This window comes from Pantoea sp. Ae19-2, from assembly GCF_059801205.1.
Genome location: NZ_JBCHWE010000001.1, coordinates 1,946,119 through 1,962,830, shown reverse-complemented (window position 1 = coordinate 1,962,830; position 16,712 = coordinate 1,946,119). Strand labels below are relative to the sequence as shown.

General features: G+C 53.9%; 16 protein-coding genes and 3 tRNA genes. 9 read left to right on the top strand and 10 right to left on the bottom strand.

Translation table 11 applies throughout. The features are described 5' to 3' along the window. The first annotated feature begins 27 nt into the window (after positions 1 to 27). The 5 genes from sufC to AAIE03_RS09020 are packed head-to-tail and all read left to right on the top strand — an operon-like array spanning position 28 to position 4,724. Positions 28 to 774: a Fe-S cluster assembly ATPase SufC gene (sufC, locus tag AAIE03_RS09040; RefSeq protein ID WP_105083112.1), complete on the top strand. Its 747-nt coding sequence runs from the start codon at positions 28 to 30 to the stop codon at positions 772 to 774. After that, a complete protein-coding gene (gene sufD / locus AAIE03_RS09035; protein WP_014593600.1) occupies positions 749 to 2,026 on the top strand; it encodes a Fe-S cluster assembly protein SufD in 1,278 nt (425 codons plus the stop codon). The genes sufC and sufD overlap by 26 nt, the downstream gene beginning before the upstream one ends. Further along, entirely contained in the window at positions 2,026 to 3,249 is a 1,224-nt protein-coding gene (gene sufS / locus AAIE03_RS09030) for a cysteine desulfurase SufS (protein WP_105083113.1), read from the top strand. The genes sufD and sufS overlap by 1 nt, the downstream gene beginning before the upstream one ends. Before the next feature lie 21 nt (positions 3,250 to 3,270). Continuing rightward, on the top strand, positions 3,271 to 3,687 hold the full coding sequence (gene sufE, locus AAIE03_RS09025) for a cysteine desulfuration protein SufE (RefSeq protein ID WP_013025598.1): 417 nt from the start codon (positions 3,271 to 3,273) through the stop codon (positions 3,685 to 3,687). Between the two features lie 56 nt (positions 3,688 to 3,743). Next, positions 3,744 to 4,724 (top strand): L,D-transpeptidase family protein, encoded by a 981-nt coding sequence (locus AAIE03_RS09020; RefSeq protein ID WP_013025599.1) that lies wholly within the window; start codon positions 3,744 to 3,746, stop codon positions 4,722 to 4,724. 74 nt (positions 4,725 to 4,798) lie between these two features. On the opposite strand, the gene AAIE03_RS09015 is transcribed toward AAIE03_RS09020, so the two are convergent. The 6 genes from AAIE03_RS09015 to AAIE03_RS08990 form a co-directional block, all read right to left on the bottom strand. Beyond that, complete coding sequence (locus tag AAIE03_RS09015; RefSeq protein WP_006118977.1) at positions 4,799 to 5,035, bottom strand: major outer membrane lipoprotein; 237 nt, start codon at positions 5,033 to 5,035, stop codon at positions 4,799 to 4,801. Between the two features lie 306 nt (positions 5,036 to 5,341). Then, positions 5,342 to 6,754: a pyruvate kinase PykF gene (gene pykF / locus AAIE03_RS09010; RefSeq protein WP_013025600.1), complete on the bottom strand. Its 1,413-nt coding sequence runs from the start codon at positions 6,752 to 6,754 to the stop codon at positions 5,342 to 5,344. Between the two features lie 346 nt (positions 6,755 to 7,100). Beyond that, a tRNA-Val gene (locus AAIE03_RS09005) sits at positions 7,101 to 7,177 on the bottom strand. Positions 7,178 to 7,187: 10 nt separating this feature from the next. Then, a tRNA-Val gene (locus AAIE03_RS09000) sits at positions 7,188 to 7,264 on the bottom strand. A gap of 3 nt (positions 7,265 to 7,267) precedes the next feature. Further along, a tRNA-Val gene (locus AAIE03_RS08995) sits at positions 7,268 to 7,344 on the bottom strand. 153 nt (positions 7,345 to 7,497) lie between these two features. Next, positions 7,498 to 8,871, bottom strand: a complete 1,374-nt coding sequence (locus tag AAIE03_RS08990) for an MATE family efflux transporter (protein WP_014605958.1) — start codon at positions 8,869 to 8,871, stop codon at positions 7,498 to 7,500. A 204-nt stretch (positions 8,872 to 9,075) separates the two neighbouring features. Here AAIE03_RS08990 and AAIE03_RS08985 point away from each other — a divergent pair, with 204 nt between their 5' ends. Next, a complete protein-coding gene (locus tag AAIE03_RS08985) occupies positions 9,076 to 9,747 on the top strand; it encodes a riboflavin synthase (protein WP_014605957.1) in 672 nt (223 codons plus the stop codon). Between the two features lie 291 nt (positions 9,748 to 10,038). Here AAIE03_RS08985 and cfa read toward each other — a convergent pair whose 3' ends face one another. Then, the gene (gene cfa / locus AAIE03_RS08980; protein ID WP_024471835.1) at positions 10,039 to 11,187 is read right to left on the bottom strand and encodes a cyclopropane fatty acyl phospholipid synthase; all 1,149 of its coding nucleotides are present in this window, start codon (positions 11,185 to 11,187) and stop codon (positions 10,039 to 10,041) included. Positions 11,188 to 11,473: 286 nt separating this feature from the next. Further along, the gene (punC, locus tag AAIE03_RS08975) at positions 11,474 to 12,676 is read right to left on the bottom strand and encodes a purine nucleoside transporter PunC (protein ID WP_013025605.1); all 1,203 of its coding nucleotides are present in this window, start codon (positions 12,674 to 12,676) and stop codon (positions 11,474 to 11,476) included. A 108-nt stretch (positions 12,677 to 12,784) separates the two neighbouring features. On the opposite strand from punC, the gene punR reads away from it, so the two are divergent. Beyond that, positions 12,785 to 13,690 (top strand): DNA-binding transcriptional activator PunR, encoded by a 906-nt coding sequence (gene punR / locus AAIE03_RS08970; protein ID WP_014593608.1) that lies wholly within the window; start codon positions 12,785 to 12,787, stop codon positions 13,688 to 13,690. Here punR and purR read toward each other — a convergent pair. After that, a complete protein-coding gene (gene purR, locus AAIE03_RS08965; protein WP_014605954.1) occupies positions 13,687 to 14,712 on the bottom strand; it encodes an HTH-type transcriptional repressor PurR in 1,026 nt (341 codons plus the stop codon). The genes punR and purR overlap by 4 nt on opposite strands. A gap of 280 nt (positions 14,713 to 14,992) precedes the next feature. Here purR and cydH point away from each other — a divergent pair, with 280 nt between their 5' ends. After that, positions 14,993 to 15,082 (top strand): cytochrome bd-I oxidase subunit CydH, encoded by a 90-nt coding sequence (gene cydH, locus AAIE03_RS08960; protein ID WP_019105306.1) that lies wholly within the window; start codon positions 14,993 to 14,995, stop codon positions 15,080 to 15,082. A gap of 64 nt (positions 15,083 to 15,146) precedes the next feature. On the opposite strand, the gene AAIE03_RS08955 is transcribed toward cydH, so the two are convergent. After that, positions 15,147 to 15,968 (bottom strand): C40 family peptidase, encoded by an 822-nt coding sequence (locus AAIE03_RS08955; RefSeq protein WP_019105305.1) that lies wholly within the window; start codon positions 15,966 to 15,968, stop codon positions 15,147 to 15,149. Between the two features lie 364 nt (positions 15,969 to 16,332). Here AAIE03_RS08955 and AAIE03_RS08950 point away from each other — a divergent pair, with 364 nt between their 5' ends. Continuing rightward, positions 16,333 to 16,668, top strand: coding sequence for a Grx4 family monothiol glutaredoxin (locus AAIE03_RS08950; protein ID WP_170934913.1), 336 nt, complete (start codon positions 16,333 to 16,335; stop codon positions 16,666 to 16,668). Positions 16,669 to 16,712: the final 44 nt, after the last annotated feature.

The following is a 16,712-nucleotide window of genomic DNA, read 5'->3' as shown; positions in this document are numbered from 1 at the left end:
TGCCGGAAGCAATGTGAAGGAATAAGCATGTTAAGTATTAAAGATTTACAGGTTAGCGTTGAAGACAAAGCGATTTTACGTGGTCTGAACCTTGAGATTAAGCCCGGCGAAGTTCATGCCATCATGGGACCGAACGGTTCGGGTAAGAGTACGCTGTCTGCGACTCTGGCCGGACGTGAAGACTATGAAGTCACCGGCGGTTCCGTAACCTTTAAGGGCAAGGATCTGCTGGAGCTGGAACCTGAGGAACGTGCAGGCGAAGGCATCTTTATGGCTTTCCAGTACCCGGTTGAAATCCCCGGCGTCAGCAACCAGTTTTTCCTGCAGACCTCCGTGAATGCGGTGCGCAAATACCGTCAGCAGGACGAGCTTGATCGCTTTGATTTCAAGGACTTCATTGAAGAAAAAATCGATCTGCTGAAGATGCCAGAAGATCTGCTGACGCGTTCCGTTAACGTAGGCTTCTCCGGTGGTGAGAAGAAGCGTAACGATATTCTGCAGATGGCAGCGCTGGAGCCGGATCTCTGCATTCTGGATGAAACCGACTCCGGTCTGGACATCGATGCCCTGAAAATCGTCGCCAATGGCGTAAACAGCCTGCGTGACGAAAAGCGTGCATTTATCATCGTAACCCACTATCAGCGTATTCTGGACTACATCAAGCCAGACTTCGTACACGTGCTGTATCAGGGTAAAATCGTAAAATCAGGCGATTTCTCGCTGGTGAAACAGTTGGAGGAGCAGGGCTATGGCTGGCTTACCGACGAAGAGTGATACCGCGCTGCAACAGTGGCACCACCTGTTTGAATCACGCGGTGAAATGCGTTCAATGCAGGCTCAGCAGCACTGGCAGCAGTTAATGCGTTTGGGCTTGCCCACCCGCAAACATGAAAACTGGAAATACACGCCGCTGGATGGCCTGCTGGCGCATCACTTCGTGTTGCCTGAGGCGCACGAGCTCAGCGCTACGCAGGTTGATGCGCTGTCGCTCCCGCTGGATGCCGTACGTCTGGTTTTTGTCGACGGAAGATTCCAGCCTGGGCTGAGTAGCGGCGATACCGAACTGTTCGAGATTCAGCACAGCGTTGCGGCCGAGCGCCGCGACCTGCCTGCCGCCGTGCAGCCGGAGATTTTTCTGCACCTGACCGAAAGCCTGGCTGAAGAAGTCACGCATATTCGGCTGGCGCGTGGCAAGGCGGCGGCACGTCCGCTTTATCTGCTGCATATCACCAGCGGCAAAGACGACGGCATGAACACGGTTCATCATCGTCATCATCTGCAACTGGAAGAAAGCGCAGAAGCGGAAGTGATTGAGCACTTTGTCACGCTAAACGACAGCGCGCATTTTACCGGCGCCCGTTTCACCTTTGCCGTTGCGGACAATGCCAGGCTTCGTCACACCAAGCTGGCTTTTGAGAGCAGCAAAAGCTATCACTTTGCCCATAACGACATAGTGATCAACCGCGATGCGCAGGTGACCAGCACCAGCTTCTTACTGGGTGCTGGCCTGAGCCGTCACAATACCAGTACGCAACTGAACGGTGAGAACACCCAGCTGTCGCTGAACAGCCTGGTGCTGCCGGTGAATCAGGAAGTGGCGGATACCCGCACCTATCTTGAACACAACAAAGGCCACTGCCTGAGTCGCCAGATGCATAAAACCATCGTGCGTGACAAAGGCCGTGCGGTGTTTAACGGTCACATCAAAGTCGCGCAGCACGCACTTAAAACTGACGGACAGATGACCAATAACAACCTGTTGTTAGGCCGTCTGGCGGAAGTGGATACCAAGCCGCAGCTGGAAATTTACGCGGATGACGTGAAGTGCAGCCACGGGGCGACCGTAGGCCGTATTGATGACGAGCAGATGTTCTACCTGCGTTCTCGCGGCATTGAACAGGACGCGGCGCAGACCATGATCATCCATGCCTTTGCTGCCGAGTTAACCGAAACGCTGGATAACCCAATTCTGCGCCAGGCTGTGCTGCAGCGCATCGCGCAGCGCTTCCCGGGAGGCGACTCATGATGAACTTCGATCTCGAGCGTATCAGGGCGGATTTTCCCATCCTGAAGCGTGAGGTCAACGGTCATCCGCTGGCCTACCTTGACAGCGCCGCCAGCGCACAGCGTCCTCTGTCGGTCATCAATGCCGAAAGTCATTTCTACCAGCACGGCTACGCGGCCGTGCACCGCGGTATTCACACGCTCAGCCAGCAGGCGACCAGCGATATGGAAAACGTTCGCGAACAGGTGGCACGTTTTCTCAATGCATCGTCGTCGGAAGAGATTGTTTTTGTAAAGGGTACGACGGAAGGGATCAATCTGGTCGCCAACAGCTGGGGCGGCAGTCAGCTTCAGCCCGGTGATAATCTGATTATCACGCAGATGGAGCACCATGCGAATATCGTGCCCTGGCAGATGGTGGCAGAGCGCTGCGGTGCCGAGATCCGGGTGCTGCCGCTGACCGACAACGGTGAGCTGGCGCTGGACCAACTGGCTGGTTTGATCGACAGCCGGACCCGCTTACTGGCTGTGACGCACGTTTCAAACGTGCTGGGCACGGTTAACCCGGTGAAAGCGATCGTCGCGCAGGCCAGAGCGGCTGGCGTCGTCACGCTGATTGACGGGGCTCAGGCTGTGATGCATAACACCGTTGACGTGCAGGACATCGACTGCGACTTCTATGTCTTCTCCGCCCACAAGCTCTATGGCCCGAACGGCATTGGCATACTTTATGGCCGCAAGGCACTTCTGGATGCCATGCCGCCGTGGGAAGGTGGTGGTTCGATGATTGGTGAAGTCCTGCTGCCAACCGGCACCACCTGGAATACGGCGCCATGGCGTTTTGAGGCCGGTACGCCAAACACCGGCGGCATTATTGGGCTGGGTGCGGCGCTGGACTATGTGCAGGCGCTGGGTCTGGATACGATTCATCAGCGTGAAACCGCATTGATGAACTATGCCCTTGATAAACTCTCATCCGTACCTGATATTCAGATTTACGGTCCGCAGCAGCGCGCAGGCGTGATTGCTTTTAACCTTGGCAAACACCACGCGTTTGACGTTGGCAGCTTCCTTGATCAGTACGGTATTGCGATTCGCACCGGACATCATTGCGCAATGCCGTTAATGCGCCACTATCAGGTGCCGGCGATGTGCCGTGCTTCCTTCACCTTCTACAACAGTGAAGAAGAGGTCGATCGCTTGGCGGCCGGCCTGACGCGTATTCATCGTCTGCTGGGCGGTTGAGCAGAGTAAACGGAGTGATTAATGGCGACGTTGCCAGAAAAAGAGAAACTGGTGCGCAACTTCAACCGTTGCGCCAACTGGGAAGAGAAGTACCTCTACATCATTGAATTGGGTGCCAAACTTCCGGAATCATCTGAAACACTGCATCAGCCCGAACATGCCATTACGGGCTGCCAGAGCCAGGTGTGGATCAAGATGACACCGCAGGCAGATGGCACCATCGGCTTTGAAGGTGACAGTGATGCAGCCATTGTTAAGGGATTGATAGCTATCGTATTTAGTCTCTATCAAAACCTGCAGCCCGCTGACATTGTGGCGCTGGATGTGCGCCACTGGTTCAGCGAACTGGCCCTGGTTCAGCACCTCACGCCAACGCGTTCGCAGGGGCTGGAAGCGATGATTAAGTCAATTCGCCATACCGCTCAGAACCTCAGCTAAGATACACTTCAAAGACGCCATCCGGCGTCTTTTTACTATCTGACGAGAAAAACCGCATGAAACCTGCTTTGCGTTTAGCTGGTGCATTGCTGCTGACCTGTTTTGGGCTCTCTGCACCCGTTTTTGCCACGGAATACCCGTTACCGCCCGCCGACAGCCGCCTGATTGGTGAGAATGTGGTGACCCAGGTACCGGATAACAAACGTCCTCTTGAAGAGATTGCTGCGCGTTATCAGGTCGGGCTGCTGGGCATGTTGGAAGCGAATCCCGGTACCGATCCCTGGTTACCGAAACCGGGCACCCAGTTGACCATTCCTCTGCAGATGATTCTTCCGGACACGCCGCGTGAAGGCATTGTGGTGAACCTGGCCGAACTGCGGTTGTACTATTATCCAAAGGGCGAAGACAAGGTTATCGTGTACCCCATTGGCATTGGTCAGATGGGGATCGTCACGCCCATTATGGTGACCAGCATCAGCCAGAAAATACCCAATCCTACGTGGACGCCCACGGCGAATATCCGCAAGCGCTATGCCAAAGAGGGCATCACGCTGCCCGCCGTCGTGCCAGCAGGCCCGGATAACCCCATGGGGCTGCATGCGCTGCGTATGGCGCGTGGAACAGGCCAGTATCTTATCCACGGCACCAATGCCAATTTTGGTATCGGTATGCGCGTCAGTTCAGGCTGTATTCGTTTACGTACCGAGGATATCGAAGCGCTGTTCAATAGCGTGCCGGTAGGGACGCGGGTACAGATTATTAACCAACCGGTAAAGTTCAGCGTTGAACCGGATGGTAAGCGCTACGTTGAGGTGCATCAGCCGCTGTCACGTAATGAGAAGGAGGATCCGCAAACGGCTCCGTTAGCGCTCAGTGCGGACTTCAGATCCTTTATGAAGAGCGAGAAGAGTGACAGAGCGTTGATTAAAGCCACGCTGACGCGTCGCTCAGGCATGCCTGTGCTGGTCAGTGCGGGTGAGCCGATACAGGATGAGGCTGCGGCCTCTGCGTCATCCCAGCGCGCTGTGGGCGAGTAGGGTGGACGTCGTTATCCCGAACTGCAGACAAAAAAAATGGTGCCACAAGGGCACCATTTTTAAAACCAGAACTCTTACTTACGGTAAGAGTGAGCCTGGTTGTCCAGACGCTGGTTAGCGCGAGCTGCGTCATCTTTAGCAGCCTGAACGTCAGAACGCACTGCGTTCACGTCGTTGCTCAGCTGGTCAACTTTAGCGTTCAGAGTCTGAACGTCTGAAGACAGCTGGTCGATTTTAGCGTTGCTTGAGCAACCAGCCAGCAGAGTTGAACCCAGGATTACCGCGCCCAGTACCAGTTTAGTACGATTCATTATTTATACCCTCTAGATTGAGTTAATCTCCATGTAGCGTTACAAGTATTACACAAAGCTTTTTAACTTGAGAATAATTTTTTGATAAGAACATGCTTAAACATGATCGTTCGCTCAAAGAAGCAGCGAATTGAAGAACAACATAAAAAAATTTAGCTAAAACAGAGAGATTTAATCGGATTAACCTTAATTTGCAGCGCATTTTTATTGTCATTACGCGCTGGCTTTTTCCTGAATCTGTATTATGAAGACAATAAAAAAGCGCCTTTGAAGGCGCTTTTTAAAAAAGAGGCGTTAAACGCGATATTACAGAACGTGTACCGATGCCGTATTGGTCGTTCCGCTGGGTACCAGCGCACCTGAAACCAGCACAACAACATCACCTTTCTGAGCAAAACCGCTTTCCAGCGCCGCTTCTTTACCCAGGTGATAGAAATCATCGGTAGAGGCGATTTCGCTGACCATACGTGTCTCAATTCCTTTGCTCAGAATCAACTGGCGCGCCGTGGTGGCGTTGGTGGTCAGTGCCAGGATGGTTGCATTAGGGAAGTACTTACGCACGGCCTTAGCTGATTTACCGCCTTCTGTGGCGACTACAATCAGCGGCGCTTCCAGTTTTTCGGCTGTCTCAACGGCACCGCGGCAAACGGCTTCGGTAATGCGCAGCTTACGGCTGTCATTCTGTCCGTCGATGCGTGGCTTCATCACGCGGTCGGTACGCTCACAGATGGTCGCCATGATGGTGACCGACTCCAGCGGATAGCGGCCTTTCGCGCTCTCGCCAGACAGCATCACCGCATCTGTTCCATCCAGAATGGCGTTAGCCACGTCGCCAGCTTCAGCGCGGGTTGGACGCGGGTTCTTGATCATGGAATCCAGCATCTGCGTCGCGGTGATGACAACTTTGCGGGCTTTATTACATTTTTTAATCATCATCTTCTGCGCGAAGATCACTTCTTCAACCGGGATTTCAACACCCAGATCGCCACGCGCAACCATGATGCCGTCCGAGGCTTCGAGGATTTCGTCGAAGTTATTCAGGCCTTCCTGGTTTTCAATCTTGGAGATGATTTGAATGTTTTCGCCACCGTGCTGCTTCAGGTGTTCACGAATTTCCAGCACGTCTGAGCGTTTACGAATAAACGAGGCTGCAACAAAATCCACGCCTTGCTCACAACCAAAAATCAGGTCGCGTTTGTCTTTCTCTGCCAGGGCAGGCAGCTGGATGGAAACGCCAGGCAGGTTAACGCCTTTGTTTTCGCCCAGATCGCCGTTGTTCAGTACTTCACACACAACGCTGTTCTCAGTGACTTCGGTGACCTGCATGCCGATCAGACCATCGTCGACCAGTACAGTGTTACCAATTTTGAGATCGTTCGCGAAGCCTGAGTAGGTCACGGCAACACGCTCGTTGTTACCAATCACGCTCTGGTCGGTGGTAAAGGTAAAGGTTTGACCGGCTTTCAGTGACACATCGTTGCCACCTTCCAGCTTCATGGTGCGGATTTCCGGCCCTTTGGTATCCAGCAGGATAGCCGCAGGAATGCCGGTTTTTTTCGTCACGGCACGCATGTTGGTAATACGCTGACCGTGTTCTGCATAGTCACCGTGAGAGAAGTTAAGACGCATGACGTTCATGCCTGCTTCAAGCAGCTGAGTCAGCATCTCTTCGGATTCGGTTTTTGGGCCGATTGTACAAACGATCTTAGTCTTTTTCATGACGGGTTATCTGTAAGTTGTGATGGATGAAAAACAGGATTTCGATGACAGTGCACCGAAATGAGAACTCTGGTTGAAATCGAAAAGGGCAGTACAGGATAAGAATAGGTGACGAAGGCCAGGCGTGCAGGGAAGTTGCGTGGTTAGCTTGGTTAACCACCGGGACGTTGTTGCGCAAACAATCTTTATTATCGTCATAAGCACGTAGTCGCTGAAACCTTTCAAGTAGGACAACGCGGCCAGTATAATCACTAAGTATGCGAAAACCAATCGAAAAACAGTACGTAAAGGTAATGTAAATCAAGAAAAGGGTTGTTGCGCAAAAGAAGAAAGGACGTAAAAAGAGTGGTGCGCTCTAATGGACTCGAACCATCGACCCCCACCATGTCAAGGTGGTGCTCTAACCAACTGAGCTAAGAGCGCATATCAAATTTGGTGCGTCCGAGTGGACTCGAACCACCGACCCCCACCATGTCAAGGTGGTGCTCTAACCAACTGAGCTACGGACGCACTTGGTGCGCTCTAATGGACTCGAACCATCGACCCCCACCATGTCAAGGTGGTGCTCTAACCAACTGAGCTAAGAGCGCAACACGCTGTCAGGGCGACAGCGGGGACGAATATTAACGGCAGCGTAAGAGGCTGGCAAGGGGAAAAACGCAAATTTGCCAATGAATGAACATCATCTGCGCGATGCGCCGTTTTTTTGAACGTAACGGGCCTTTTCGGGCCCGTTCAGCGAGTTAGCGAGACGCGCGCGTAAGAATTAATTCCGCAGGAAGCTGCTGCAAACGTCGCACGCGCCACAGCATCATAACGGCGGCCGACGTCAGGCCAACGATAAATCCACACCAGAAGCCGGCTGGCCCCATGCGCGGCACCACCCAGTCGGTCAGTGCCAGGATGTAACCAGAAGGTAAACCCAGCAACCAGTAAGCGATAAAGGTAATGAAGAAAATCGATCGCGTATCTTTATAACCGCGCAAAATTCCGCTGCCGATCACCTGAATAGAATCTGAAATCTGGTAAATCGCAGCCAGCATCATCAGTTGCGCAGCCAGCGTGACCACCGCGGGATTGTCGTTATAAAGCTGGGCAATTTGATGGCGAAAGGTCACGGTAAAAATGGCCGTAATCACCGCCATGCTGACGCCAACGCCCTGCGCGGTCCACGCGGCGACCCGCGCCTGCTCTGTCGAACCCTGACCCAGCCGATAGCCAACGCGAATGGTGGCGGCAACGCCCAACGACAGCGGCAGGACAAACATCAGCGAACTGAAGTTCAGGGCAATCTGGTGCCCGGCGACGTTAACAATCCCCAACGGCGAGACTAACAGGGCCACCACGGCAAACAGGGTCACTTCAAAAAACAGCGCCAGCGCGACCGGCAAACCCAACCCTGTGAGACGTTGCAGGATAACGCGTGACGGCGCTGACCAGCGGCTCTCTACGCGAATGTCTCGCATACTGCGCATCCGTCGTACCCAAAAACGCATGCAGAAGAACATGGCCCAGTACACCGAGGCCGTCGCCACGCCACAGCCTACGCCGCCCAGCGCCGGCATGCCGAAATGGCCGTAGATAAAAATGTAGTTCAGCGGGATATTCAGCATCAGCCCAAGAAAACCCAGCACCATCGCGGGCTTGGTTTTGGATAGCCCCTCGCACTGGTTACGCATAACCTGAAAAAACAGGTAGCCTGGCGCGCCAAACAGCAGGGCATGCAGATAGCCCTCGGCCTTTTCTGCCAGCAGCGGATCGATATCATGCATCGAGCGGATAACATACCCGGCATTCCACAACACCAGCATGATGAGCAGAGAAAGGAAAAACGCCAGCCAAAAGCCCTGACGAAGTTGTTCAGCGATTCGCTCACGGCGACCTGAACCATTAAGTTGCGCAATGGTGGGCGTCAATGCCAGTAAAACACCATGACCAAACAGGATGGCGGGAAGCCAAATGGACGTGCCAACAGCAACGGCGGCCATATCCGTGGCGCTGACAGCGCCGGCCATAATGGTATCTACAAATCCCATCGCGGTTTGCGCCACCTGAGCCAGGATAACGGGGATCGCGAGGGCCAGCAATTGACGCGCTTCTGTTAAATACTTCTGCACGTAAACACCTGACTTATCTGATTAATAAAGAAATGAGGACTGCTTCAGACGAAGCAGGGCTTAGTGTAACTGGCGCGACCGATTTCTCCAATCTTTGTCACGCAATGCGTTTTGGACTTGTGCCGCCTGTCTCTCAGGCTGTTGAAACCTAACACTTAAGCATGGCTGTGTTAAACTGGCACAAATTTCGTAGAGGCAAAGACTATGTTTACCGGTATTGTGCAGGGCACCGCAGAAATCGTGTCCATTGAAGATAAAGGTCTGTTTCGCACCCATGTGGCCAGGCTTCCTGCTGACCTGTTGCCGGGTTTAGCGCTGGGCGCATCGGTTGCCCATAACGGTTGCTGCCTGACCGTCACCGAAATCAACGGCGATCTGGTGAGTTTTGACCTGATCAAAGAAACTCTGCGTGTGACCAATCTTGGTGATCTCAAGCAGGGCGATGTGGTGAATATCGAGCGGGCGGCAAAATTCAGCGATGAAATTGGCGGCCACCTGATGTCCGGCCACATCATGACCACGGCTGAAATCTGCAAAATTGTCCGCTCTGAAAACAACCGCGAAGTCTGGTTTAAAATTCAGGATCCTTTGCAGATGAAATATATCCTGCACAAAGGATTTGTGGGCATCGACGGTATCAGTCTGACCGTAGGCGACGTGACCAAAACAAAATTCTGCGTTTATCTTATCCCCGAGACGCTGGAGCGAACCACTCTCGGCGCCAAAACCTTCGGCGACAGAGTTAACATCGAAATCGATCCCCATACTCAGGCTATTGTGGACACGGTGGAGCGCGTCCTCGCCCAGCGTGAAGATGCCGCGCTCAGGGCACTGGCAGAGCAGGCCGATCAGCCCGAAACGGATCGGGATGAATAGCGGTAAATAGCGGTAAATAACGCCAGCCGTGACCAAAGCGTTGCCCACAGGCCAGCAGGTTGCCGTGTCGCCCGCTGTTTTCCAGGACGACTGACGTCTGTGCAGTGTCAACTGCCCGGGCGAAAACGCCCGGCGTGAATGTGCTGCTGCCCTGGACTGCGGTTTAAGATCGCGATTTTCCCGTCTGCGAAGGTGGGGGCAGGCAGATAACGCGGCAACCGGGCTTACCGGCTGCCGTCCGCGTTCGGTCCGGACAGTATTGACCTTGCCACGGCGCATAAACGGGCGCAATCATCGCGCCACCCGCAATCCCCCCTCAACGCCACGGCTGAAGACAACCTGCCAGAGCTGAATCTCACGGGCGCGAAACGCACCGGCGCAGGCGTTCAGGTAGTAGGAGAACATGCGTCGGAAACGTTCTTCGTAACGTCCGGCCAGGTCAGGCCAGGCTCGCTGGAAACGCTCATGCCAGGCCATCAGCGTGGTGTCGTAGTCAGCGCCGAAATTGTGCCAGTCTTCCATAATGAAATGCGGTTCGCTGACGTCGGCAATATGGCGTAAAGAAGGCAGGCAGCCATTCGGGAAAATATACTTGCCGATCCACGGATCGACGTGCATATCCGTTTTGAGCGCGCCAATGGTATGCAGCAGAAAAATTCCGTCTGGCTTGAGGTTGCGATTGACCGTGGCAAAGTAGGTTGGGTAGTTTTTCGGCCCCACGTGTTCGAACATCCCCACCGAGACGATGCGGTCAAACTGCTGATTCAGATCGCGATAATCCTGAAGCAGGATAGTGACATCCAGCCCTTCGCAGCGTTGCTGCGCCAGCTTTTGTTGTTCTGCAGAGATCGTCACGCCTTGTACGCTGACGCCATAGTTTCTTGCTGCATAAGCCGCCAGACCGCCCCAGCCACAGCCAATATCCAGCAAGGTCATACCGGGTTTCAGTTGCAGCTTGCGACAGATCATGTCCAGTTTGGCTTCCTGTGCCGCCTCAAGCGTAGTGGCGTCTTTCCAGTAGCCGCAGGAGTATTGCATGTAAGGATCGAGCATCAGGGTAAAAAGGTCATTACCCAGATCATAGTGCGCTTTGCCGACTTGCCAGGCCCGTTTTTTCGACTGCAGGTTAACCAGCCGGGCCAGCGCAATGCGCACGATATCCTGCACGTGATGAGGAAGCTGCTCATCAAGCTTATGTTTCAACGCCCGATGAAAAAACATATCCAGCCGCTCGCACTCCCACCAGCCGTCCATATAACTTTCGCCCAGCCCCAGGGAGCCCTTTTGCAGGACGCGTTTAAAAAAATCGGGATGTTTAACCTGAATGTCCCATGGGCGGGAACCGTTGATTTCGATGTCTGCTTTTTGCAATAACTCATGAACGATACGGTACCAATGGTTTCGTTCGATATTCACTTCTGCTACACATGTTGAACTCATAGCCACTCCATCACCAGAACTGTCAGAACCTGAGAAAGAGCAGGAGCCGTTTCTCAGGATTATGAGAAAAGTCACAGATGACGCCTTGCGCCAGACAACCTTAAGCGTACAGAGAAAGGGTGCAATGCAAGGGCCAGCAGAGTGCATTTGCCCACAAAGACACCTTCACAGCGATGAGGCTGCGTCAAACATTGTTATTATGATGGTACGGCGAATCAGGGCCCGGCACAGGAGGCGCTGGCGGGCCCGTCACGTGTTGATCACTCAGACGACAAAAGTCGTTGCCTCAGTTATTATCCTGGCAGGGATGTGCCGTTGAGGCAATATCAGTTTGTGCGCCGGTGCGGCGCTGCATCTGATAGCCTGCCAGCGCCAGTACAATCGTCACCGCCATGATGAGCGTTGTGGTGAACAGCGCCTGGGTCAGGCCCGCCGAGACGGCCAGGCTGGCGACAAAGCACAGGCCCAGCTGCAGCGTGTTCTGCAGGGCGGCGGCTCTGCCGGTCGCATGGGGGAAGGGCAGAAGTGCACTGGATACGACGATGGGATAAATCGCCCCGTTCGCCAGCGCCATGCCGCAAAACGGCACCAGCAAAGCGGTGAGTGAAACCGAGCCTGACAGGGCGACGGCAAACAGGGCCAGTACGCTAAGGCTATAGACGATGAGCAGCCATGGCAGCAACTGCGCCCCTTTGAAACGGTTAAGGAGCGCACGGCAGCCAAAACCGCCGACTAAGAAAGCAATGGTCTGCGGAATATAGCTTAAGCCGATATCAGCAGGCGACAGGCCAATCGCTGCCAGAATAAACGGTGATCCGGTCAACCAGGCAAAAAAGCTGGCCGAGCAGGCAGAATACATCAGGACGTTACCGCTGTAGACGCGTGAACGCAGCAGCGTCATAAAACCGGGCTGTGACGGGGCCGGGCGGCGGGCTGTTTGTACCGATGGCAGGCGCAGCGTAATCAAGATCAGGGCTGCGGCAATCGCGGTCAGAACGACAAAAATTGAGCGCCAGTGAAAATGGCTAATCAGCCAGGCTCCCAGCAGCGGGGCCAGCGCAGGAGACAGCGCGACCAGCGGCATAATAGTGGCAAAGACTTTATTCGCGCGCGACTGAGGATAGCGATCGACCACCAGGGCCTGCCAGCTCACGGCAGCCGCGCACACGCCGATGGCCTGAATGAAGCGCAGCACCAGCATCAGTACGACGTCGTCCACCCACAGCATCCCCGCACAACCCAGCGCAAACAGGCTCAGTCCTGCCAGCAATACCGGTTTGCGGCCAATACGATCTGACAGCGGTCCCCATACCAGCTGACCACAGGCAAAACCCGCCAGGAACAGGCTCATACTGGCGCTGATCATCCCGGCGGAGGTGTTAAAACTTTGCTGCATGGCCCCGAAGGCGGGCAGGTACATATCGGTGGCCAGAAAGCCCAGCATACTGAGCACGGCAAGATAGGGAATGAATCCTTTAGAAGCTGACATCTGATTCTCATTTTTTGCAGGATAAACGCGGGGCAGTGTAAAAGCTGTACTTCATACTGTGAAACGGTAAAATTTGCCTGTTGCTGTTAAAAAATTTAAAGGCAGGATATGTGGTCTGAATATGCGCTTGAAGTGGTTGATGCGGTCGCGCGTGGCGGCAGTTTCAGTGCTGCGGCCCAGGAGTTGCACCGTGTGCCTTCTGCCATCAGCTATACCGTTCGCCAGCTTGAAACCTGGCTGGCGGTACCGCTGTTTGAACGGCAGCACCGGGAGGTTGTTTTGACACCTGCGGGCGAACATTTTGTGCGAGAAGGCCGCAGCGTCATCAAAAAAATGGATGCCACGCGCCGTCAGTGCCAGCAACTGGCCAACGGCTGGCGAGGGCAAATCGCGATTGCGGTGGACTGCATTGTGAAACCGCACCGAACCCGTCAGTTCGTCAGGGATTTCTACCGCCACTTTCCGGATATGGAGCTCCACATCAGTTATGAAGTGTTTAACGGCGTATGGGATGCGCTGGCTGACGGAAGAGTCGAGGTCGCAATAGGCGCGACTCAGGCGATTCCGGTGGGCGGGCGGTTTGCTTTCCGCGATATGGGAACCCTGAACTGGCGCTGCATCGTCGCGCGGGAACATCCGTTAACCCAGGTCGCCCGGCTGGATGATGAGGCGTTGCGCAACTGGCCTTCGCTGGTGCTGGAAGACACCTCGCGTGCGTTACCGCGCCGTATGACCTGGGCTCTGGATAATCAACGCCGACTGGTGGTGCCTGAATGGCAGACCGGGCTGGACTGCGTCCGGTCCGGGCTGTGCGTCGCAATGGTGCCGGGGCACTTAGCCCGCCCGCTACTGGACAGCGGCGAAGTGACCGAACTTAACTTGCCCCAGCCTTTTCCAGAAAGTCCCTGCTGCGTCAGTTGGGCGGAAGATCGCGCATCACCGGCATTGGGCTGGTTGCTCAATTACCTGGGTGATGCGCAAACGCTCAATCAGGAGTGGTTGAGCGAGGATTAGCGACGGTAGTCGCGATAGGGACCGTAGCCTACAGAGCGTCGCTCAATCAGTGTCGGATGCACTTCGATGGTTTGCGACTCTTCACGCTTGCTGGTAATGCGGTCCAGCAGCATCTCCAGAGCCTTCTCCCCCAGTTGCGCTTTTGGCTGGTGCACGGTAGTGAGTGCAGGCGTGAAATAGCGTGCGTTGCGCACATTATCGTAGCCAATCACCGAAATATCCTGCGGGACGCGCAGGCCCATTTCATCGGCGGCACAGATAGCGCCCATGGCCATAATATCGCCACCGCAGAACACCGCGCTTGGGCGCTGCTTCTGCGACAGAATTTGCTGCATAGCCTGATACCCGGATTCAGGCTCGAAATCGCCCTGCACAATCCACTCTGAACGCGGCTGAATACCGGCTTCTTCCAGCGCCTTGAGGAAACCGGCATGACGGCCACCACCGGTGTTACGTTCCATTTGCCCTGGAATGGCGCCGATATCGCGATGCCCGCGTTCGATGAGGTAGCGGCCGGCCAGATAACCGCCCTGAAACGCATTATCCAGCACCGTGTCAGTAAAATCGGCACGGGATTCGCCCCAGTCCATGACCACCATGGGAATATTGCGGTTGGCTTCCAGCATTTGCAGCAAATCATCCGGGTACTCAGAACACATGACCAGCAGCCCATCGACGCGCTTCTGCGCCATCATCGAGAGGTAGGCACGCTGTTTTTGCAGGTCGTTATGCGCGTTGCCTAAAATCAGGGTGTAGCCTTTATCAAAGCAGTGATTCTCCACGGCTTCAATAATTTCAGCGAAATAGGGCGCCTCGCTGGAGGTGGCCAAAAGGCCCAGCGTTTTGGTGTGATTCACCTTCAGGCTGCGTGCTACGGCGCTGGGTGAATAATGTAATTCCCGAATCGCTTCCCAGACCGCTTCGCGGGTATCTTCTGCGACAAAGCGCGTCTTATTGATGACGTGAGAAACGGTTGTGGTAGAGACGCCTGCACGTTTCGCCACATCTTTAATTGTTGCCATGAAAATCGAACTCCCGGGCTTATCTAACCTGTTGATAAGCATGTTGTTAAACGTTTGCGTCAGCGGACGGTTATTTCTGCAAAAAAATCGTTTTTCTGACCGGTTATGGGGCATCGGGGCAGGAAATAACGGTTGAAAAGGGTGCTGACGCAACCGATGTTGCGCGCTGTTGCGCAACAAAGAGGGGATTCTAACAAGGCTGCACGGATAAAACGAGATTTTTACCCACGCGTGTGGGAAAATGCTTAACCCCTACTAAAATTGTGCCTAAGGAGTTGTGATGAGTACCGATCTGAAACTGTCATTGATGACCACGGCGGCTGCACTGTTGATGATTATTGCGTTCAGCTTTACCGCCATTCTGAACTAATAAAAAAGCCGGGAAGGTTTCCCTGTCCCGGCTGCGTTCCGTCGGTATGACGGAGGAGTGACGTTTAGCGAACGGTTTTTGGCGTCATGACGCGACGCGCACCAATATAGTGGCGCTGCCAGTAATCTTCGCTTAACGCACTGATTTGAATGTCCTTTCCGGTACGCGGTGACTGAATAAATTTACCGTTACCCAGGTAAACACCCACGTGGTCGGCCGTGCCACGTCCGTTGATGCGGAAAAACACCAGATCGCCTTTCTCCAGCGCTTCCCGATTCACCGGCGCGGCATCCCGCAGGTGATACATTTCATTTGCAGTACGCGGAATTTTAAATTTCACCACATCTTTGTAGGCGTACCACACCAGGCCGCTGCAGTCGAAACCGGTATGCGGCGATTTTCCGCCCCACTGGTAGCGCTTGCCCAGCTGTCCCATCAGTTTTGCCATCGCCGTTTCACGTGCTTTTTGATAGCGCTGACGGTGTGCGTTGCTCATTTTGATGGTGCCGGTATCCTTGCTGTTCGCTTTCGCCACCTTCACCGCGCGTTGATGACCATAGCGTTTCTTGCTGGTGGCATTGGCCGCCACTTTTTTTGTGAGCTTCTTGTGTGAATCAGTCGCTTTGGTCAGGGTTTTGTGAGAGGCAACCGCGTGAGAGGGATTTTTACTGGTTTTAAGCGTTTTGCTGGATTTCTGCTCTGCGGAGGAACGGCTTTTTTTCGCCGACGCTTTAACCGTGCGTCGCTTGCGCCGCTCATCTTCGCGCGCACTTTTTTTCTCTACCTTATGCAAGCTGGCCTTAACCGGCGCCTGCGGTGATGCAGAGGCGACGTTAAAGAACAGTTGCGCAAAAGCCAGAATAAGAAGCGTAATAATTGAACGCATAGTCCGTTTACTGGTTAAGCTGTCAGGTTCAACAGATATCTGACAAGGTTAAGAAAAATCTGATCAACGATCAGCGCCGAAGACATTCTAGTCCAGTTTTTTTTAAAACAGTAAGTCCTTTTTTTATTAATTAATAACTTGGGTAAAAAGCAGGCATAAATAAGCAATTTCAGCAGCTTAACTCAGCAAAATTATTGCAAATTATTAATACATTCACCTTTCGGGTCCCGATGAGCGGGTGGATAGCGCGCAAGCGGACTTAACAAACATGGCGGTTTGCCCTAACGGGAAGAAAATCTCATTTTCAGTCCTGAAGGGAAGTCGCTACAATAAAGAAACACGAAGTGACGAATTAAGGAAGGCAATAATGAGTACTGTAGAAAAAATTCAGCGCCAGATCGCAGAAAACCCGATCCTGCTGTACATGAAAGGTTCGCCGAAACTGCCAAGCTGCGGTTTCTCTGCCCAGGCGGTTCAGGCGCTGTCTGCCTGTGGTGAGCGCTTCGCTTACGTGGATATTCTGCAGAACCCGGATATTCGCGCAGAGCTGCCAAAGTATGCTAACTGGCCAACCTTCCCTCAGCTGTGGGTCGATGGCGAACTGGTTGGCGGCTGCGACATTATTGTTGAGATGTTCCAGCGTGGCGAATTACAACCGCTGGTCAAAGAAACCGCTGAGAAGTTTAAAGAAGCGGAATAATAAAAAAAGGCCGACATCGTCGGCCTTTTCTTCGTTTAACGGGC